Source organism: Klebsiella sp. RHBSTW-00484, from assembly GCF_013705725.1.
Taxonomy (GTDB): Bacteria; Pseudomonadota; Gammaproteobacteria; order Enterobacterales; family Enterobacteriaceae; genus Klebsiella.
Map to the genome: position 1 here is coordinate 3,214,190 of NZ_CP055481.1, position 20,493 is coordinate 3,234,682.

The following is a 20,493-nucleotide window of genomic DNA, read 5'->3' on the forward strand; positions in this document are numbered from 1 at the left end:
TCAGCCTCCGCTTTCCAGAGGCACCATCGCTGCTCGCGACCACGAAGCCATTACCGTTTGCCCCACCGGCGGCGCGTTTAACGCAGCGTGACCATCAATATTTGCCTGGCTCACCAGCAGCTTTTCACCATCGGCCAGCTTCAGTTCGACGCGCGTCGCCGCCCCCTGATACTGCACCGCCTGCACCACGCCCTGCGTCTGAATTTCCCCCGCCGCGTTCAGGCGAATGTGTTCCGGGCGCAGCGACCATGCCCCGGCCATCGCACACAGTTTTTGCGCACGTTCGCTGCTAAAGACGTTGGCGGTCCCGACAAACCCGGCAACAAACGCTGTTTTGGGCCGCAAATAGAGGTCCTGCGGCGCATCAACCTGTTCAATTCGCCCGTTATTAAACACCGCAACGCGATCGGACATCGACAGCGCCTCGCCCTGATCGTGGGTGACAAAAATAAAGGTGATGCCCAGCGCCTGTTGCAGTTTTTTCAGCTCAACCTGCATCTGTTCGCGCAGTTTTAAATCCAGCGCGCCGAGCGGTTCATCCAGCAGCAGGACGCGCGGCTGATTGACCAGCGCCCTGGCAATCGCCACCCGCTGACGCTGACCGCCAGAAAGCTGAGAAGGCCTGCGTGCCTGGACAAAACCGAGCGCAACCTTTTCCAGCGCCTCCTGCGCGCGAACATGCCGCTCCTTTTTACCGATCCCTTTGACCATCAGCCCGTAGGCAACGTTGTCGAGCACCGACATATGGGGAAACAGCGCATAATCCTGAAAAACGGTATTCACATCGCGCTGCCACGGCGGCAGTTCGCTGGCCGGTTTGCCAAAAATACGGATCGCCCCGCCGGAAAGCTGTTCAAACCCGGCGATTAACCGCAGGCAGGTGGTTTTGCCGGAGCCGGACGGCCCCAGCATCGAGAAAAACTCACCGTCGCGAATAGCGATACTGACGCCATCCACCGCCCGCACGTCGCCATACAGGCGCGAGACATTATCAAACTCAACCGCGTACATGTTCTTCGCCTCCGGCGACTTAACGACCGCCCATAATCGCGATGTAATCCTGGGTCCAGCGGCTGTAAGGGACGAATTTTCCGCCTTCAGCAACCGGTGTTTTCCAGAACGCAATTTTGGCAAACTCATTGTAGCCATTGGTCTCGCAGCCTTTTTCCCCGAGCAACGGACTGGCTTTACAGCCCTGCGGGACGACCGGCAGCGAACCAAACCACGCAGCGACGTCGCCCTGAACTTTCGGCGTCAGCGACCAGTTCATCCACTTATAGGCACAAACCGGATGTTTGGCGTCGCTATGCAGCATGGTGGTATCCGCCCAGCCAGTGACGCCCTCTTTCGGGAAGACGGTGGCGATCGGCTGACCTTCCGCCTTCAGACCGTTGGCCTGATAGGGCCAGGCGCTGGAAGCGACGACGCCTTCGTTTTTAAAATCGCTCATTTGTACGGTAGTGTCGTGCCAGTAACGGTGAATCAGCCCATGCTGATCGCGAAGGACCTTCAGCACCGCCTGATACTGCGCTTCGGTAAGCTGATAGGGGTCATCAATCCCTAATTGCGGTTGGGTCGCTTTGACGAACAACGCGGCATCGGCAATATAAATCGGCCCGTCATAGGCCTGCACGCGCCCCTGATTGGTTTTGCCGTCCGGCAGATTTTGTTTCACAAATACCACGTCCCAGCTATCCGGCGGCGTCGGGAAGGTTTTGGAGTTGTACATCAGCAGATTGGGCCCCCACTGATACGGGGTACCGTATACCTTCCCGCCGACGTTAAACCACGCGCCTTTTTCAACGCGCGGGTCGAGGGTTTTCCAGTTGGCAACCAGCGCGGTGTTAATCGGTTGCACGCGTTTGCCCATAATCAGGCGCAGCGAGGCATCGCCGGAAGCGGTCACCAGATCGTAGCCGCCTTTGGCCATCAGGCTGACCATTTCATCGGAGGTGGCAGCGGTTTTAACATTCACCTGGCAGCCGGACTCTTTTTCAAACTGGGTAACCCAGTCGTAGCTTTTATCCGTCTGGCCGCGTTCGATATATCCCGGCCAGGCAATAATATCGAGACGCCCTTCTCCTTTATCCAGAGACGTCGGTGGCTCGGCGGCCTGCGCCGTCAGGAAGGCCATACCCAGCACGCAAAGGCTGCCACGGGCAATTTTTTTGCTCATCGGGTCTTACTCCTGTCACAAGAAAATTAGCGGCAGCCGTGCCGTAAAAATATCTCCCTTAATAACAGTAGACGGCGCGCTTAGGGCCCCCGAGGAAATTTATTCAGGTTGTGACAAAGGGCGCATTACGCAACAATTAATTAACATGAGGTAACTTTGTGGATTATAGACAAGGAGTTAGCGAGGTAATACGACTATGCGAATTTCCTATGGTTAGTCGCGGTAAAATAATAACCAGCATAATACCCGGCTTATTTTACGGGCCGGGATATTCGGCTGGAAATAAATAAAGTTACGCCAGCATCTCGCGGATCAGCTCACCCAGCCGCTTCACACCCTGCTCCTCTCTTTCACCCCAGCCCCATGCGGTATTAAAACGGAAAAACGAGGTCCAGCTGGCGGTGGTGGAAAACATTTTTCCCGGGGCGATGCTGATGTTATACGCCAGCGCACGCGCGCTGAGTTCCCCGGCATCGGCTCCGGCGGGCAGTTCGAGCCAGAGAAAATAGCCGCTATCGCTGTGGTGGATTTTAACTTCGGCGGGAAGATGGCGAAGCAGCGCCTGCCAGGCCAGCTGTTTGCGCTCGGCAAGCTGTCGACGCAACCGCCGTAAATGCGCGTCGTAGCGCTTAGTCGAGAGATAATCCACCAGCGCCAGCTGCATCGGCGAACTGGTGGAGAGCGTGCTCATGAGCTGCAATTGCTGAATACGCCGGGCGTGTTTGCCCGCCGCCACCCAGCCGATGCGAAACCCGGGTACCAGACACTTAGAAAATGAGCTGCAATGCAGCGTCATATCATCACGATCCCAGTACTTCGCCGGCAGCGGCTTCTCGCGGCCAAAATAGAGTTCGCTGTAAACATCATCTTCAATCAGCACCACGTTATAGCGCGCCAACAAAGCGACCAACTGCGCTTTTTTCTCCGCGCTGAGCGTGAAGCCAAGCGGGTTCTGACCGTTGGTCATCAGCCAACAGGCCTTGACCGGATAGTTTTGTAACGCCTGCTCCAGCGCGGCAAGATCAATCCCCTCTTTCACATCGGTCGCCACCGACAGCGCCTTCAGGCGCAGCCGTTCCAGTGCCTGAAGCGCGCCGTAGAAACAAGGGTTTTCCACCACCACCCAATCACCCGGTTCCGTCACCGCCTGCAGGCTGAGATTCAACGCCTCCAGCGCCCCGGCGGTAATCACGATTTCGTCCGGAGAGATATTCATTCCCTGCAGCGCATAGCGGCGAGCAATGGCGTGACGCAGTTCATCGTTACCCGGCGGCAGGTTTTCAATCACGCTCATGGCGGTGGCGGTTTTGCTTACCTGCGCCAGCGAGCGGTTAAGCTGCGGCAAGGGAAACAGCCGTGGGTCGGGAAAGGCCGAGGCAAAAGGCAGCATCGACGCTCGTCTGCTAGCCTGTAGCACATCAAAAATATAGGTGTTGATATCCACCGCTTCATCGCGCGTTACCTGCGCGGGCGGCTCCGGCTGACGCTGTTTGATCGGCTGCGGCGCAACATAATAGCCGGACTGCGGGCGGGCGATAATCCGTCCCTGACTTTCCAGCAGTTGATAGGCGTGGCTGACGGTCATAAAGCTCATCCCGCTGCTCACCACCTGTTCGCGCAGCGACGGCAGCCTGTCGCCAGGTAGCCATACGCCAAGCGCAATCTGTTCGGTAAGCTGCTGCGCCAACTGCTGGTACTTTTTCATCGTCGGGTCCGGTTTATCATTCTTGTAACCAATGATATATCAGATGATAAATAATGGCAGTTTATAAAAACTGTTATGGTGTGTAGTGAAACAACACATTCCCGGAGGCGGCTGTAAATCCGTAGCCCGGACAGATGCGCAGCATCGCCTCCGGGAAATTCACCAATTCTCTGCGCGTTTTTCCCGGGGGCGGCGCTTGACGCACCTTGCCCGGGCTACCAATCCGCAGACGGCGGTAAATCTGTAGGTCCATAGCCCGGCTAAGCGCAGCGCGAGCCGGGGAGAAGCAGCGCCGATACATCAGCACCGGCACATTCCCCGGGGCGGCGCTTGACGCGCCTTGCCCTGGCTACCAATCCGCAGACGGCAGTAAATCTGTAGGCCGGCGAGCCGGGAGATATCCATCCTGCGTTTTGCCAAAATTTCATAACAGAACCTAACTGTTATAGGGAAAAACAGCGTTTCTGTTCCTGCAACCTGACCTGGGTGAAGCCTAGAATTGCGCTGAATCAATTTTGTTGCGGAGTTCTGCATGTTCGGTCTTGATGCATTCCACCTGGCGCGGATCCAGTTTGCCTTCACCGTGTCATTTCATATTATCTTTCCCGCCATCACCATCGGCCTGGCCAGCTACCTGGCGGTGCTGGAGGGGCTATGGTTAAAAACCCAAAACCCAACCTGGCGCTCGCTGTACCATTTCTGGTCGAAAATCTTCGCCGTTAACTTCGGGATGGGCGTGGTTTCCGGGCTGGTGATGGCCTACCAGTTCGGCACCAACTGGAGCGGATTTTCAGAGTTCGCCGGGAGCATAACCGGTCCGCTGCTGACTTACGAAGTGCTGACCGCCTTCTTTCTTGAAGCCGGGTTCCTCGGCGTGATGCTGTTCGGCTGGAACCGCGTCGGCCCTGGTCTGCACTTCTTCGCCACCTGTATGGTGGCGCTGGGGACGATTATCTCCACCTTCTGGATCCTCGCCTCCAATAGCTGGATGCAAACGCCGCAGGGGTTTGAAATCGTCAATGGCCAGGTCGTGCCGGTGGACTGGTTCGCGGTTATCTTTAATCCGTCGTTCCCTTACCGCCTGCTACATATGTCGGTGGCGGCCTTTCTCAGCAGCGCGCTGTTCGTCGGCGCGTCGGCGGCGTGGCATCTGCTACGCGGCAATAACACGCCCGCTGTGCGTGCCATGTTCTCTATGGCGCTGTGGATGACGCTGATTGTCGCCCCCATTCAGGCGATGATCGGCGATATGCACGGGCTGAACACGCTCAAACATCAACCCGCCAAAATTGCCGCGATTGAGGGCCACTGGGAGAATATTCCCGGAGAGCCGACCCCGCTACTGCTGTTCGGCTGGCCGGATATGCAGCAGGAACGCACTCGCTACGGTCTGGAAATTCCGGCTCTCGGTAGCCTGATCCTCACCCACAGTCTGGATAAACAGGTCCCTGCGCTGAAGGAGTTCGCCGCGGAAGACAGACCTAACTCCACCATTGTTTTCTGGTCATTCCGCCTGATGGCCGGGCTTGGCATGCTGATGATTGTGCTCGGCGCGCTGGCCCTGTGGCTGCGCTATCGTGGTCGTCTGTATCACTCAAAACCCTTTCTGCGCTTTGCGTTGTGGATGGGACCGTCGGGGCTCATCGCCATTCTGGCAGGTTGGGTCACCACCGAGGTGGGCCGTCAGCCGTGGGTTGTTTACGGCGTACAGCGCACCGCCGATGCCGTTTCCGCTCACGGCGATCTGCATATGTCCATCAGCCTGCTGACCTTTATCGTGGTTTACAGCTCGGTATTTGGCGTCGGCTATAGCTATATGCTGCGCCTGATTCGTAAAGGCCCGCAGGAAGCGCAACCGGCAACCTCAGGAACGCCAGCACGCCCGCTTTCCGCCGCGACGGACGGTGTACAGCATAAGGAGTCCCACTAATGGGTATCGATTTATCGGTTATCTGGTTTGTCATTATCGTCTTTGCCACCCTGATGTACATCGTGATGGATGGCTTCGACCTGGGGATTGGCATTTTATTCAGCGCCGTGCACAACGGTGAAGACCGCGACGTGATGGTAAATAGCGTCGCGCCGGTATGGGACGGCAATGAAACCTGGCTGGTGCTCGGCGGCGCGGGGCTGTTTGGCGCTTTCCCGCTAGCCTACGCGGTAATTATAGACGCGCTGGCGATCCCACTCACCCTGATGCTGATCGGCCTTATCTTTCGCGGCGTCGCCTTTGAATTTCGCTTTAACGCGACGCCATCACACCGTCCGTTCTGGGATAGAGCCTTTATGGGCGGTTCGATTCTGGCGACTTTTACCCAGGGAATAGTGGTTGGCGCGGTGATCAACGGCTTCGCGGTCAGCGGCCGCAGCTTCAGCGGCGGGATGTTTGACTGGTTCACGCCGTTTACCCTGTTCTGCGGTTTAGGTCTGTGCATCGCCTATGCGCTGCTGGGTGCAAGTTGGCTGGTGATGAAAAGCGAGAATTCGCTGCAACGAAAAATGCGCGTTGCCGCACGCGGTCTGCTGCTGGCGCTGCTGGTCATTATTGCGGCAATCAGCATCTGGACTCCGCTAGCGCAACCGGCTATAGCCGAACGCTGGTTCAGCTTGCCTAACCTTTTCTTCCTGCTGCCGGTACCGCTGCTGGTCGCCGCGATAAGCGCCTGGCTATGGCGAACACTGCGTAATAGCGCCAGCCATCTGCTGCCTTTTGTCCTGACGCTAGGACTGATTTTCCTCGGCTTTAGCGGTCTGGGAATTAGCATCTGGCCGTATATTATTCCGCCGGGCATCACCCTCTGGCAGGCCGCCGCGCCGCCGCAGAGCCAGGGCTTTATGCTGGTCGGGGCGCTGCTGATTCTGCCGGTGATCCTTGGCTATACCTTCTGGAGCTACTACGTTTTTCGCGGCAAAGTTCAGCATGGCGAGGGGTACCACTGATGCAACGATTATGGCTTAAAAGAACATTGTGGATGATTGCCCTGTGGGGCGGCAGCGTACTGGCGCTGGCGGCGGTGAGCATGGGGTTCAGGCTCCTCATGACGGCAGCCGGACTGAAAGTTTGATATCAGGCTAACGTCGTTTCATTCAGCCCGACAGCAAAACCGTCGGGCTTTTTCGTTATCAGGCCCCCTTGCGCTTCGGCAGGGTTTTCAGCAGATCGTCCGGGCTAACGGACGCAACGATACTGCCCGGCAGCGGCATTTTCAGGATATGGTTTTTCATCTTGCCAATGACGTGCATTTCACACGGGCGGCAATCGAACTTCAGCGTCAGCACTTCATCACCATGAATCAGCTGCATCGGCGTCGCTTTCCAGCTCTTAATCGAACCTTTGGCCTGTTTCGGACACAGGTTGAAGGCAAAGCGCAGGCAGTGCTTGGTGATCATCACCGGCACGTCGCCCTTCTCTTCATGCGCTTCATAGGCGGCGTCAATCAGCTGTACGCCATAGCGCTGATAAAACTCGCGGGCCTTGTGGTTGTAGACGTTCGCCAGAAACGACAGATGCGTTTCCGGATAGGCCGGCGGCGGCACGCAAACCGGCTTACGGCTGCCGCGCACCACGGCCTTCAGGCGCGCATCATCCAGCATTTCTACCGTTTCACGACGCAGTTGATTAAGCAGACTGTTCGGCACAAACAGCGCCCCCGGCAACTTAACCTGCACAGCGCGCGAGTAGTAAATCGTCTGGCCCAGCTTTGCCACGCCGTCGCGCAGGTTCGCCAGCGCTTTCTCGGCCTGAGTTGCTTCAGAAAACTCGCCGTCCAGAGTGTGGGTAACGCTCACGCCCTCTTCGCTGGTCATGGTTAACACCAGCTGTTCCTGCCAGCCGCTCAGTTCGATATCCACCGCGATTCGACGTTCGCTGGAGGTTTTCAGCAACGCCTGCTGCCAGTTATGATCGAGGTTGCGGTTCAACGGCTGGTGCGGGCGCACTTTGTACATCTCGGCGGGCATTTCATTCGGCCATACGCGATAGCGGTTTTCGCCGGTTTTTTCTACCGTATTGGCGCGAAAACCGACGATTTCACGTTTGATCATCACGTTCAGACCATCGCCGTTAGTCAGCGCCTCGGTCACGTCGACGTCGAGAAAATCTTTCCCCACTTTCAGCACTTCGCCCACCGGCAGGCCGATAAACTTCGGGGAGTCAAACGCGCCGATATCGTCTTTACGCGCGTTAACAAAATAGTCGGTACTACCGCGATGGAAGGTTTTATCGGTTGAAGGAACAAAGAAGTGTTCGGTGCGACCGGCGGAAGCGCGCGCCAGATCACCGCGATCTTCAATAATCGCATCCAGCATCTGGCGATAATGGGCAGTGATGTTCTTCACGTAGCTCATATCTTTGTAGCGACCTTCAATCTTGAAGGAGCGCACGCCCGCATCGATCAGCGCCGCCAGGTTGGCGGTCTGGTCGTTATCTTTCATTGACAGCAGATGCTTTTCGTAGGCCACGACGCGGCCCTGATCGTCTTTCAGGGTATAGGGTAAGCGACAAGCCTGCGAGCAGTCACCGCGGTTGGCGCTACGCCCGGTTTGCGCATGGGAAATATTGCACTGGCCGGAATAAGCCACGCACAGCGCGCCGTGAATAAAAAATTCAATGGTCGCGTCGGTGTTATCGTAAATGGTCTTGATCTGCTGAAGATTCAGCTCGCGAGCGAGAACAATCTGGCTAAAACCGACGTCGGAGAGAAACTTTGCTTTCTCGACGCTGCGAATGTCGCACTGAGTACTGGCGTGCAGTTCAATCGGCGGAATATCAAGTTCCATCACCCCCATATCCTGAACTATCAGCGCGTCGACGCCGGTCTCGTACAGGTCGGTAATCAGGCGCTGCGCCGGTTCCAGCTCATCATCATGAAGAATGGTGTTCAACGTCACGAATATTTTCGCGCCGTAGCGATGGGCGAAAGGCACCAGGCTGGCGATATCGCTCAGGCTATTGCTGGCGTTGTGGCGCGCGCCAAAGCCCGGTCCGCCGATATAGACCGCGTCGGCACCGTGTAAAATCGCTTCACGAGCGATCGCGGTATCGCGGGCAGGGCTGAGAAGTTCAAGATGATGGTTTTGCAGGCGCATACGCTCGTCGTTATCCATTATAGGGGGTCGAAATGGCGGCTATTGTAGTCAGAACTACGCGCAGACTAAAACATTTTCCGCCGCCGCCGCTGGGGGAATTTTCGGTTTTCAGCAAAGCATTGAAGGAAAAGGTATTTCCCAGAAAAAGCGCCGGAGGATACAGTTATCACGTATTCCGGATTTTCCTCGTCACGTTGTGATTTGCTGTCTCAGTCATTTGCCTGGCTGCGAGTTCGCTCGCGGCTTTTTTATTTTTCTTTCGGGTAGTGGATCAGCGAATGGAAATGGGCAGTCTGCACGCTACTATTGCGATAAGCATGGGCTAAGTCACCGGCGAAACGCCGCCCCTCGCCGGGCTGCAACGACAACCACTCGCCTTGCAAACAGAGATCCAGCACGCCGCTAATCACCACCACATGCTCGATAACCCCTTGCTCATGGGGCGTAGACTCACTCAGCGCGCCGGGGGCCAGGGTAATGGAGAAATGGTCAAATCGTAGCACCGGGTCCCAGGGAAATATTGGCGTCACCACCATCGCCTGCTGCTGCGGGTCAAATGCGGCCGGTGCGGCGGTATCATCGGCCACGATAAACGCGGAGAACGGCACGTTCAGGCCAGTGGCAATCTTCCACAACGTGGCGACCGTCGGGCTGGACTCGTTACGTTCAATCTGGCCCAGCATCGCTTTGGATACGCCGGTTTCTTCCGCTAGTCGCGACAGGCTCCAGCCGCGCTGTTGGCGCAACGCTTTTAGGGTCGCAGACAGATGTTGCGCAATATTCATTCCACCTCCCAATAATATCTGAGGGAATTATACGCATATTCACCTGATTCTACAGGGCGTTTAGCGGCAAGCGTTAGAACGTGCGCTTAAGGTTAGGAGTCAGAATCATTAAACAAGAGATTTCAAAAAGCGCTTTCTGACTTCTCTGTAACCATTATTTTGGTAAAACTTATGCGCCTGCTCCCGCCGTTCGCTGCTGGAGAGTTCAATTTGGCGACAACCGGCGGCAATAGCAATCCGTTCAGCTTCAGCCAACAATATCCGGCCAACTCCCGCCCCCCGGCAGGATTCGTCAATCACCAGTGCTGAAATTAGTCCCCAGCGCCCTTTTTCATGCATTGGTTCAAGAAGATTGACCACAATCACCCCGGATAGCTGTTCTTCTACCAGAGCAACTAATGTGTAGCGGTATGGATTATCTTCCCGCAATAAAGCGCGAAGATCGTCTAAATCGACCGAATAGCCGAGCTGTTGAAAAAGCGCGAGCAGATCGGGAGCATCGGCCTCATTCGCGGTTCTGGTCGTGACCATGATGGGCAATTTCCTTTGTGATTGATTGACTGTGATATCTATTGAATTGCGTTCAGCATTGTCAAGATAAAACAACACCGTTTCTTGTCTCAGCCTCACGATCTCCACACTCTGGATGAATCGCCAGAAACAAAGCCAGTTGTACGCTATAGCGCACAGTGTTAAATTACATCGACCGCTATAACGCACAAGAGATACTCATGCGCACATTTACCGTACCCTTTCCGACGCTGCTTGCCGGATTTGTCGCCGTATTAGTCGGCTACGCCAGCTCCGCCGCCATCATCTGGCAGGCCGCCGCTGCCGCGGGAGCCGATGCCACGCAAATCGCGGGCTGGATGACCGCATTAGGCTTGGGAATGGGCGTCAGTACCCTGGCGCTAACTTTGTGGCGGAAGGTCCCGATTCTTACCGCCTGGTCAACGCCCGGCGCCGCGCTGTTGGTCAGCGGTCTACAAGGGGTCACGCTGGCGCAGGCGGTTGGCGTCTTTATTTTTGCCAATGCCTTAATCGTACTTTGCGGCGTCACCGGCCTCTTTGCCCGGTTGATGAAGATCATTCCCCATTCGCTGGCGGCGGCGATGCTGGCCGGGATTTTGCTGCGCTTTGGCATGCAGGCTTTCGCTAGTTTGCAAGACAATCTACTGTTGTGTGGCGGTATGCTGGCCGCCTGGCTATTGTGCAAAGTCTGGTTTCCCCGATTTGCCGTGGTAGCCGCACTGTTAGTGGGAGGTGCGGTAGCCGGGCTAAACGGAGATGTGACAACGTCACAGATAAGTTTGAGTTTTGTTGCCCCTTCTTATATTGCTCCGGTGTTTACTCCTGCGCTGCTGCTTAGCGTCGGTTTGCCTTTTTTCCTCGTCACCATGGCTTCACAAAACGCCCCCGGCTTCGCCACGCTTCAGGCTTCGGGCTATCGGGTACCCGCCAGCCCGCTAATAGTAGCAACCGGCGGCCTGGCGCTGCTGCTGTCACCTTTTGGCGTGTATTCCATCTGTATCGCGGCGATTACCGCCGCCATTTGCCAGAGCCCGGAAGCCCATCCGGAACCGCAAAAACGCTGGCTTGCAGCGGCGGCAGCAGGCATTTTTTATCTGCTGGCGGGGATATTTGGTGGCTCGATTACGTCGCTGATGGCAGCGCTGCCGATGGCGTGGATCCAGATGCTTGCCGGGCTGGCGCTGCTCGGCACCATTGGCGGCAGTCTGTTTCAGGCACTAAACCATGAAAATGAACGCGATGCGGCGGCGGTGACTTTCCTGATAACCGCCAGCGGCGTGACGCTGGCGGGCATTGGATCTGCTTTTTGGGGACTGGTGCTCGGCGGCGTCAGCTATGTTCTGCTATCAACGCTGCGCCGCCCGTAGCTGTGATGGCGTCAGGCCGGTGGCGCTTTTAACCCGGTTGCTAAAATGACTGGCGGAGCTGAAACCACAGGCCATCGCAATATCAGTTAATGGCAGAACGCTTCGGCAGATGAGCTCCTGCGCTTTGATCATACGGCGCTGCATGACGTACTGATGCGGTGCCATTTTCATCGACTGGCGGAACATCCGCGCAAAATGGTATTCACTCAGCGCCGCTTCCCGGGCCAGATCCGCCAGCGTCAGCGGCTGGTCCAGGTTTTCCTCAACCCACGCCACAGTATTGCGCAAGATATGCGGTGCCAGCCCGCCGGTCACGGTGGGCAAACGCCACTGAACGTTGGAGTAATTCTGGATAAGATGCGTCAGTAGCAACGTGCTGGCGGAGCTTAGCGTGAGTTGGTTCGCCTGTTGCTGCCAGTCGTTATCCAGCAGAAACTGGCGATAGACGGCGGTAATTTTGTCATCACTGGAGAAAGTTTTTTCCTGCAAGGTGAATGAGGCCGGGCTACGGTCCCAAATCTGCTCGCCAACCCGGCGCAAATGCTCGTCCGTGCAGTACATATGAACAAACGAAAGGTCGCCGCGAATATCCCAGGTGCTCTCATCGCCCTTCGGCATCAGACAGAAACGATCCGGCCCGCCGCCGTTTTTCCAGCCATGAGCGGTTTTCTGGTAGCTTTCATAACCATCGGCAACATACAAGCTCAGGGTATGATGGTCGCTTTGCACCGTCAGCGTATCGAGATTGTTATACCAGGCCGCCAGTTGAATACCGGAGTTAAGCTTTACCGTCTCTCGCAGCACGGCTTTTTTTTGACGCAATGTTTCAAAAGTCCTGTAAGCCATAGCCTTAACATTCCCGATTTCGCCGGTCTCTATACCCTAAATAATTCGAGTTGCAGGAAGGCGGCAAGTGAGAAAGTCCCGATGAGCTTACTCAAGTAAGTGATTCGGGCGAACGAGCGTAGCCAACGCACAAGCAACTTGAAGTATGACGGGTATAGTCTATGAAGAGTCGCAGGCAGATACCAGCCTTCCCCCGTCGGTAACCAAAAATAAGCGCAAGAATATGCAAGTCAGTAACAAGCTGATGACAGCGCGGCTGTAGCCTAAGGCGTCAGAATGACGGGTACAACACTCACGGGAGAGACATTTTGAACGCATTACTCTACGGATTAGTCGTCGTTATCTGGGGCACGACGTGGATTGCTATCTTTTTGCAGCAAGGGCCGGTCGCCGCGCCGGTGTCCATTTTCTGGCGCTTTGCGTTGGCCAGCGTCACGATGCTGACCGTTCTTCTGGTCACCCGCCGTCTGCGCCCGCTGGCCGCACGCGACCATCTCTTCTGCCTGCTGCAGGGCTGCTGCGTATTCTGCTTTAACTTCTGGTGCTTCTATACCGCCGCCGCGTATATCAATACTGGCCTTGAGTCGGTGATATTCTCCATGGCGGTACTGTTTAACGCCATTAACAGCTTTCTCTTTTTCCGCCAGCAGCCGCCGGGTCGCTTCTGGCTCGCCGCCGCGCTGGGCCTGGCGGGTATCGTTACGCTGTTCTGGGATGATTTATGGGCCAACGGCCTGAATGCGTCGCTCTTATTCGGCATCGCGCTCAGCGCGCTGGGAACCTACGGCTTTTCGCTGGGGAATATGCTCAGCATTCGCCACCAGCGCCGCGGTCTGGAAACATTAACCACCAACAGCTGGGCCATGCTTTACGGCACGCTGGTGATGGGCGCGATCGCTCTGGTACGCGGTGATAATTTTACGCCGCAGTGGACGCTAAGCTATATGGGCGCGCTGCTGTATCTGTCGCTATTTGGTTCCGTTATCGCCTTCGGTGCCTATTTCACCCTGGTGGGCCGAATTGGCGCGAGCAAAGCCGCTTACAGCACCCTGCTGTTTCCGCTGGTTGCACTGACGATTTCGACGTTTTATGAAGGGTATGTCTGGCACAGCAACGCCGTGGCCGGGTTGGGTTTAATTCTGTTGGGGAATCTGGTGATGTTTGCTCGTCCTGAGCAGTGGTTCCTGCGCCGCAGGCTGGCATAGGTAAATTGGGACGACCGGTGCTGCATTCTTGTCAGGTGGCGGCTGGCGCCTTACCTGACCTACAAAAACCGAGTTCAGCCACCAGTCGATGACTGACTACCAGTAATTAAAAAGGCGCTATCAACTCATAGCGCCTTTCTTAATTGATAAAACTGACTTAGCGGTTATTCGGGTCGAATTTAACCGCGTCAATCGCCATATCATCAATAACCTGCTTCAGGGTATCGACGGTTAACGGCGTATTTTCATTGGAGAGATCTTTACCCTCGCCTTTGCGCACGACTTTGATGACCGGCTTTTTGGTTGCCGCATCGATCAGCTCACCTTCAAAGTACAGGTTGGTATCCATGGTACGGTGGCCTGTTGCCGCCTGAGTGCCGGCGATAATCATCGCCACCGGGATCACTTCATAGAACTGCAAGCCTTCTTTGCTGGAGTCCACGCCGGTGATGGCACCACGGAAGATCAGGCTGCGTTTACCTGCGGTGGTTGCCAGCGGCTTACGCTCGGAAATAGCCTGTTTCATCTCTTTGTTGGTGTAATTTAAGATATCGGCCAAGGCCTTTTCGCCAACCTGCGTCGTCGGTTTTGGTACCGGGTAATAAGTGATCGGATTATAAACAACGTTGTCATAATTGCTCGGATTATAATCCGGGGAAATCCAGCGCAGTTCCGGTTTACCGGAGGCTGATGTCGTTTCTTTTAAGCTGGAGTAATCTTTTAAAAAACCGGAATATTGTTCGGGTTTAGCGAGTTTTGATGAGCAGCCGGCTAGCGCTAACAGGCCAGCAAGCGCGGCGACCTTAAAAAATAACTGAGTACGCATAGGTTAATCCCTGTAAATGTAATCTATCGGCAAGTGTTATAGCAAATTACACGGGTAAGTTTTGTGGCAAAAATGGTGATACGTCAAGTACCTGGATAAAATAAACCCGCTGTTGCCAGCGGGTTCTCATTGTATTTATTTTATATCCACCTGATAAAAAATATGCTTGCCAAAAGGATCTATTTCATAGCCGGAAACGTTTGTACGCACCGGTTCAAAAATAGTCGAATGAGCAATCATCACCGCTGGCATCTGGTCGTGCATCATTTGCTGCGCCTCAACATATAAGGCTTCGCGTTTTTGGCGATCGGTTATCGATTTTGCTTCAGTAATCAGCTTGTCAAATGGTTGATAGCACCATTTCGCAGAGTTAGAACCGCCGTCTGCCGACTGGCAGGTGAATAGCGGGCCAAAGAAGTTATCCGGGTCGCCAGTAGCCGTCGTCCAGCCCATCAGCGCCGCCTGATGCTCACCATCTTTAACGCGCTTCAAGTATTCACCCCACTCATAGGTGGTGATTTTGGTCTGCACGCCGATTTTCGCCCAATCGGCCTGAATCATCTCGGCCATACGTTTGGCGTTCGGGTTATAGGGACGCTGAACCGGCATCGCCCACAGGTCGATAGTGATCGGACCTGCAACCCCCGATTCATCCAGCAGAGCTTTGGCCTTCTGCGGATCGTATTCATAATCCTTCAGATTGCTATCCGCGCTCCACACACCGGGCGGTAGCAGGTTTTTCGCCGCCGTACCGGTACCGTGGAATACCGCTTCGATAATCGCCGGTTTATTGATCGCCATGGCTAAGGCCTGACGAACTTTGACATTATCCAGGGGTGCTTTCTGGGTATTAAATGCCAGGAAGCCGGTGTTGAGACCCGCTTTACTCATCAGATTGATATCTTTGTTCTCTTTCATCCTCGGCAAATCAGCCGGATTGGGGAACGGCATCACCTGACACTCATTCTTCTCAAGCTTGGCATAGCGTACTGAGGCATCCGGAGTAATGCTGAAGATCAGCCTGTCGATATTGGCCTTCCCCTGCCAGTATTCCGGGAAAGCAGTGAAAAGAATGCGCGAATCCTTTTGATACTGGGCGAGTTTAAACGGACCGGTACCAATCGGGTCCATATCCACCCGCTCCGGCGTCCCGGCTTTTAACATCGAATCGGCATATTCCGCCGATAAAATAGAGGCGAAATACCAGGCAAGATCGGCAACAAATGGCGCTTCCGCGTGGGCGAGCGTAAAGCGAACCGTATATTCATCCGGCTTATCGATATTGGTAATTAATTGACCAAATTCGAGACTTTCAAAATTGGAGTAATTACCGCTGGAGACATTGTGATAAGGATGGTTAGGATCTTTTTGCCGCATAAAAGAGAAAATCACATCGTCGGCATTAAAATCACGGGTCGGTTTAAAATATTTATTACTCTGAAACTTAACGCCTTTACGTAAATGGAAAGTATAAACTTTACCATCTTCGCTGACCTCCCAGCTTTCTGCCAGGCTCGGCAGCAGTTCGGTGGTTCCGGCCTTAAAATCGACCAACCGGTTGTAGACAGGCACCGCGCTGGCATCCACGCTGGTACCCGAGGTGTAGAGCTGAGGGTTGAAGTTTTCCGGCGATCCTTCGGAACAGTAGACCAGTGTTTTTGCGCTAATAGCCGAGCTTGCCATCAGCGCGGCTAATGCCAGAGCAAGCGTCGTGAATCTGCGTTGCATATGCTTTCCTTTTTAATTTGTCAGCTAATTTATATACCCTAAATAATTCGAGTTGCATGAAGGCGGCAAGAGAGGGAGTCCCCTGGAGCTTACTAAAGTAAGTGACTGGGGTGAGCGAGCGCTGGCAACGCACATGCAACTTGAAGTATGACGGGTATAGCTTGTTGTTTTGCCGTTCATACATAACACTAAAGCCTCATTGCAAACACCTGAAAAAACAAATAAAGAAGGAATCACTATGTCATCTCCGCTAGCCAGTCAATTAACCCAACGCTTCTTCCGCTATCTGGCGATCACCAGCCAGAGCGACCCGCGCGCGACCACCCTGCCCACTACGCCGGGACAACACGCGATGGCGCAGGCGCTTGCCGATGAGTTACGACAGCTGGGCCTGGATGAAATCGTGATTGACGAACACGCTACCGTCACGGCGGTTAAAAAAGGCAATGTTCCCGGCGCGCCGCGGATTGGCTTTATTACCCATATCGATACCGTCGACGTTGGACTGTCGCCAGATATTCATCCACAAATTCTGCGCTTTACGGGTGAAGATCTCTGTTTGAATACTGATAAAGATATCTGGCTACGAGTGGCGGAACATCCGGAAATCTCCGCTTATCCGGGTGAAGAGATCATTTTCAGCGACGGTACCAGCGTACTCGGGGCCGATAATAAATCCGCCGTGACGGTGGTGATGACGGTGCTGGAAAACCTGAAGGCGGAGCATCGCCACGGCGATATCGTTGTCGCGTTTGTGCCGGATGAAGAAGTGGGCCTGCGCGGAGCTAAAGCACTGGACCTCTCGCGCTTTGCCGTCGATTTTGCGTGGACTATCGACTGCTGCGAGCTGGGCGAAATCGTCTATGAGAACTTTAACGCCGCAGCGGCAGAGATCCGCTTTACCGGCGTCACCGCCCACCCGATGTCGTCAAAAGGCGTGCTGGTCAATCCCTTGCTAATGGCTACCGATTACATGAGCCATTTTGACCGCCAGCAAACCCCGGAGCATACCGCCGGACGCGAAGGCTACGTCTGGTTTAACGGTATCCAGGGCGATCAAAACAGCACATTGCTACAGGCCAGCATTCGCGATTTTGACCTTGAAAGTTTTAACCGTCGCAAGCAGCAGATGGGCGAAGTGGCGCAGAAAATCGCCGCGCAGTATCCAACCGGCAGCGTCGAATTTCACGTCAGCGATACCTATAGCAACATCAGCAATGCGATTGGCGAAGATCGCCGGGCCATCGACCTGATGTTTGAGGCGATGGAAAGCTTAGGGATCACACCGAAACCGACGCCGATGCGTGGGGGCACCGACGGCGCGGCGCTGTCGGCAAAGGGAGTATTAACGCCGAACTTCTTTACCGGCGCGCACAACTTCCACTCGAAGTTTGAGTTTCTGCCGCTGCGCGCCTTTGAGGCCTCTTATAAGACCGCGTTACAGCTCTGTCTGCTGGCCGCGCGTTAAATCGGTTTGCGCGCCAGCATAGTGGCGAAACGCAGTTTAATGCGATTACCGTTGGCGTCGGTGCGATGTAGTTCGCCGACGTCTTCGTTGTACTTGAGGAACTCCCAACCCGCGTAATAATTACGCAGTTCTTGCGGTTTAAAGGCAAACGGGAAGCCAACGGTGCACGGATAGTCTTCAGTATCCATCGCCGCGACGATCAGGTTGTATCCACCCGCTTTAGTGCAGCGCTGCATGTTATCAATAAGCCCCGGGATCGTCTTTGCCTCAAGGAACATCATCACCACGGTGGAGAGAATAAAATCATACTCGCCGTCGAAGCTCAGCGAGTTAAGGTCCTTAATCGCCGCCTGCAGGTTCTCCAGCCCTTCCGCCTGACGAATACTTTCAAGATTGTTGATGCTGGCCGGGTTTTTATCCCATGCGGTAACGGCAAAGCCATTAGCCGCCAGATAAAGGCTATTGCGCCCGTTACCGCAGCCCAGGTCCAGCGTCTTGCCCGGCGCGATCAGCGTCGCGGCATGCACCACTTCCGAGTGGGTGCGGGTCATGCCGTATTTATCGGTAAAGTAGTTTTCATCACGAAGAGTCATGGTTAATCCTTATTTTTTAATAACGTTTCGCGATCGACGCGAATCAGCAGTTTGCCGCGCATCAGCAGCAGGAAGGTACGAATCAGCAGCAGCCCAATAATGACGTTGGTAAAGATAAACAGCGGCATCGCCAGGGCATGAAAAAATCCGTTGGGATGGGTATGACCGAGATGCAGCCCGGTGGTCGCCAACGCGGAGATACCGAACGAGAAGCTCCAGAACGACGCGTTAAACGGCTGGCGCAAATACCACGGCATCAGGCGCAACATAAACAGCAACTGAAGCAGGCCGTAGCCAAACAGCAGCTTAGCAAAGGTATCCGCTTCCCCACCGTTGACGCTCAGCCAGGCGCTGCACGCCACCAGCGCCGGGGCCAGTTGAATGCCCAGCGAGGTTCGCATGGCGGTCGGTAGTTCGCCGTCGCTGCGCAGACGCTGCAAAATCACCGGCTCCAGGCTGAGCCACGAGAAGATCCCCGCGCCAAGAAACACCAGCCCGGCATCGTTAAAACCCAGCGCGCCGCAGGCCATGGCGCTAATAAAGTTGTTCGCCACCGTCGGCAAGTAGAGACCCGGCGTCGTCGCCTCTCCGGGGTGTTGTCCCCGCCATAGTCCGGCGCTTTGCCAGGCAGAATAGGAGAGCTGTAGCACCACGCCAAGACTAAACAGGACCAGCGATAGCGAGCGCAGCCATGGCACAAAGCCGATGGAGACCAGCATGGTGGTCGCCGGAAAAAGGCTGACAAAGCTACTGGCGACCGGGTGACGCATCTCTTGCAGTACGCTATGCGGAAAACGTAGCGCCCGTGAAATAAACGTGACCGCCAGCAACGCCCAAATGACCATCGCCAGAATCACCAGCCCGTCGCCAATAGCCCGGCTCACCGGCCAGATGGTACTGGCATAGCGCCAGGCGATGCCCATACCGATAATGCCCAGCACCATGCCAAAGTAACCCGCCGGTAAATTCAATACCTGACTCTTAATCTGGTTTTTATTCATTTTGTTTAATATTTCAATTTATCTTAAGTTGCATTTTAAAAGAACCTTCAAAAACGCGCTACGGAGTTTTTTGCTATCTTTATGTTAACCATACGTAATGAGAAAGTCCGATGCGCAAATATTGCCTCAGTGAGAAGGTTCGCCAGTTTCACTATGAAGAGGACGGGAACAAACATAGCGCAAATCTGCGGCAAATTGTCGCCTTGCGTGATTTCGCTGACGTGAAAGTCGGGGACGAAGGCGGCTGGCTGGACGATGAAGAGGCGCTGAGCCACAGCGGCGAGTGCTGGATTTATGATGCCAATAGCGCCGTTTTTGCTGGTTCGAGGATTGAGGGCAACGCGCGGTTGACCGGCGAGTGCGTGATCGGTCACGGCGTCATCATTAGCGATAACGCCTGCCTGGATAGCGTACACATCAGCCATCACGCGCGAATAAGTGACAACGTCACGATAGAATCATCCCGGATTCGGGGGTGTTGCCATCTGGCGGACGACGCGCGGATCCTCCCCCACAGCCTGATTATCGCCGCTCAGGGACTCACCGCCGACAATGATAAGATCCTGCGTATTTATCAGCGGGCGACGGTCAGCACATCGCGGATTGTCCATCAGGCGCAAATTTACGGTGATGCCTTTGTCGAACACGCGTTCGTCGAACATCGAGCGGAGATTTTTGACAATGCCCGACTGGAAGGCAACGACGAGAACGATGTTTGGGTTTGTGATAACGCCAGAGTCTATGGTAATGCGCGGATTATCGCCGGGCGCGAAGAGGACGCCATTCCAACCCTGCGTTACAGCTCGCAGGTCGCGGAAAATGCAATCGTAGAGGGAAACTGCCTGCTTAAGCACCGGGTGATGGTCGGCGGCCATGCGCACCTGCGCGGTGGGCCAATCCTGCTTGATGATGAGGTGTTAATAGAGGGAAACGCGGCTATCTGTGGTGATGTGATAATCGAACATCAGGTGGCAATTCGCGACGGCGCACGGATTGAGGCAAGCGCTGGCGATGCCATTCACATTCGTGGCGCAAAGGTTATTAGCGGCGACGAGCATATTACCCGTACGCCAATCGTCGGTTTTCTGTAAGCCTTACCCCCGGGGGCGGCGCTCAACGCGCCTTGCCCGTATATGGACACCTCCCGTGATGCAAGCTATTTTTTGTGTGAGTC

18 protein-coding genes are annotated in these 20,493 nt (G+C 55.0%); 7 read left to right on the forward strand and 11 right to left on the reverse strand.

Going from position 1 to position 20,493, the window contains the following annotated elements; genetic code table 11:
* The 3 genes from HV213_RS15360 to HV213_RS15370 form a co-directional block, all read right to left on the reverse strand.
* Positions 1–1,011 (reverse strand): ABC transporter ATP-binding protein, encoded by a 1,011-nt coding sequence (locus HV213_RS15360; RefSeq protein ID WP_181482355.1) that lies wholly within the window; start codon positions 1,009–1,011, stop codon positions 1–3.
* Between the two features lie 19 nt (positions 1,012–1,030).
* Positions 1,031–2,176: a putative ABC transporter substrate-binding protein YdcS gene (ydcS, locus tag HV213_RS15365; RefSeq protein ID WP_181482356.1), complete on the reverse strand. Its 1,146-nt coding sequence runs from the start codon at positions 2,174–2,176 to the stop codon at positions 1,031–1,033.
* A gap of 292 nt (positions 2,177–2,468) precedes the next feature.
* A complete protein-coding gene (locus HV213_RS15370; protein WP_181482357.1) occupies positions 2,469–3,881 on the reverse strand; it encodes an aminotransferase-like domain-containing protein in 1,413 nt (470 codons plus the stop codon).
* 532 nt (positions 3,882–4,413) lie between these two features.
* Between HV213_RS15370 and HV213_RS15375 the strand changes: the two genes are divergently transcribed.
* Genes HV213_RS15375 through HV213_RS15385 form a run of 3 tightly spaced genes read left to right on the forward strand, consistent with a single transcriptional unit; the run spans position 4,414 to position 6,946 of the window.
* Complete coding sequence (locus tag HV213_RS15375) at positions 4,414–5,811, forward strand: cytochrome ubiquinol oxidase subunit I (RefSeq protein ID WP_181482358.1); 1,398 nt, start codon at positions 4,414–4,416, stop codon at positions 5,809–5,811.
* Positions 5,811–6,821, forward strand: a complete 1,011-nt coding sequence (gene cydB, locus HV213_RS15380; RefSeq protein ID WP_181482359.1) for a cytochrome d ubiquinol oxidase subunit II — start codon at positions 5,811–5,813, stop codon at positions 6,819–6,821. Before HV213_RS15375 ends, cydB begins: the two co-directional genes overlap by 1 nt.
* Positions 6,821–6,946, forward strand: coding sequence for a DUF2474 domain-containing protein (locus HV213_RS15385; RefSeq protein ID WP_181482360.1), 126 nt, complete (start codon positions 6,821–6,823; stop codon positions 6,944–6,946). Before cydB ends, HV213_RS15385 begins: the two co-directional genes overlap by 1 nt.
* Before the next feature lie 58 nt (positions 6,947–7,004).
* Here the strand turns inward: HV213_RS15385 and HV213_RS15390 are convergent, their stop codons facing one another.
* From HV213_RS15390 to HV213_RS15400, 3 genes are all read right to left on the reverse strand, one after another.
* Entirely contained in the window at positions 7,005–8,969 is a 1,965-nt protein-coding gene (locus tag HV213_RS15390) for a peptidase U32 family protein (RefSeq protein ID WP_181486427.1), read from the reverse strand.
* A gap of 248 nt (positions 8,970–9,217) precedes the next feature.
* Positions 9,218–9,754 (reverse strand): helix-turn-helix domain-containing protein, encoded by a 537-nt coding sequence (locus HV213_RS15395; RefSeq protein ID WP_181482361.1) that lies wholly within the window; start codon positions 9,752–9,754, stop codon positions 9,218–9,220.
* A 108-nt stretch (positions 9,755–9,862) separates the two neighbouring features.
* A complete protein-coding gene (locus HV213_RS15400; protein ID WP_181482362.1) occupies positions 9,863–10,285 on the reverse strand; it encodes a GNAT family N-acetyltransferase in 423 nt (140 codons plus the stop codon).
* Positions 10,286–10,485: 200 nt separating this feature from the next.
* On the opposite strand from HV213_RS15400, the gene HV213_RS15405 reads away from it, so the two are divergent.
* Positions 10,486–11,652 carry a benzoate/H(+) symporter BenE family transporter gene (locus tag HV213_RS15405; protein ID WP_181482363.1) on the forward strand — a complete coding sequence of 389 codons (1,167 nt, stop codon included), beginning with the start codon at positions 10,486–10,488 and terminating at the stop codon, positions 11,650–11,652.
* On the opposite strand, the gene HV213_RS15410 is transcribed toward HV213_RS15405, so the two are convergent.
* Positions 11,632–12,498 (reverse strand): helix-turn-helix domain-containing protein, encoded by an 867-nt coding sequence (locus tag HV213_RS15410; protein ID WP_181482364.1) that lies wholly within the window; start codon positions 12,496–12,498, stop codon positions 11,632–11,634. The two genes, HV213_RS15405 and HV213_RS15410, sit on opposite strands and share 21 nt — an antisense overlap.
* A gap of 308 nt (positions 12,499–12,806) precedes the next feature.
* Here HV213_RS15410 and HV213_RS15415 point away from each other — a divergent pair, with 308 nt between their 5' ends.
* Complete coding sequence (locus HV213_RS15415) at positions 12,807–13,703, forward strand: DMT family transporter (RefSeq protein ID WP_181482365.1); 897 nt, start codon at positions 12,807–12,809, stop codon at positions 13,701–13,703.
* Between the two features lie 157 nt (positions 13,704–13,860).
* Here HV213_RS15415 and HV213_RS15420 read toward each other — a convergent pair whose 3' ends face one another.
* Positions 13,861–14,529: a DUF3313 domain-containing protein gene (locus HV213_RS15420; RefSeq protein WP_181482366.1), complete on the reverse strand. Its 669-nt coding sequence runs from the start codon at positions 14,527–14,529 to the stop codon at positions 13,861–13,863.
* A gap of 135 nt (positions 14,530–14,664) precedes the next feature.
* A complete protein-coding gene (locus tag HV213_RS15425) occupies positions 14,665–16,257 on the reverse strand; it encodes an ABC transporter substrate-binding protein (protein ID WP_181482367.1) in 1,593 nt (530 codons plus the stop codon).
* Positions 16,258–16,495: 238 nt separating this feature from the next.
* On the opposite strand from HV213_RS15425, the gene pepT reads away from it, so the two are divergent.
* Positions 16,496–17,725, forward strand: a complete 1,230-nt coding sequence (gene pepT, locus HV213_RS15430; protein WP_181482368.1) for a peptidase T — start codon at positions 16,496–16,498, stop codon at positions 17,723–17,725.
* Here pepT and tehB read toward each other — a convergent pair.
* Together tehB and tehA are read right to left on the reverse strand one after the other, a co-directional pair.
* A complete protein-coding gene (tehB, locus tag HV213_RS15435; protein ID WP_181482369.1) occupies positions 17,722–18,318 on the reverse strand; it encodes a tellurite resistance methyltransferase TehB in 597 nt (198 codons plus the stop codon). The genes pepT and tehB overlap by 4 nt on opposite strands.
* A 2-nt stretch (positions 18,319–18,320) precedes the next feature.
* Complete coding sequence (tehA, locus tag HV213_RS15440) at positions 18,321–19,319, reverse strand: dicarboxylate transporter/tellurite-resistance protein TehA (protein WP_181482370.1); 999 nt, start codon at positions 19,317–19,319, stop codon at positions 18,321–18,323.
* 110 nt (positions 19,320–19,429) lie between these two features.
* Between tehA and ydcK the strand changes: the two genes are divergently transcribed.
* On the forward strand, positions 19,430–20,410 hold the full coding sequence (ydcK, locus tag HV213_RS15445; protein ID WP_181482371.1) for a YdcK family protein: 981 nt from the start codon (positions 19,430–19,432) through the stop codon (positions 20,408–20,410).
* Positions 20,411–20,493: the final 83 nt, after the last annotated feature.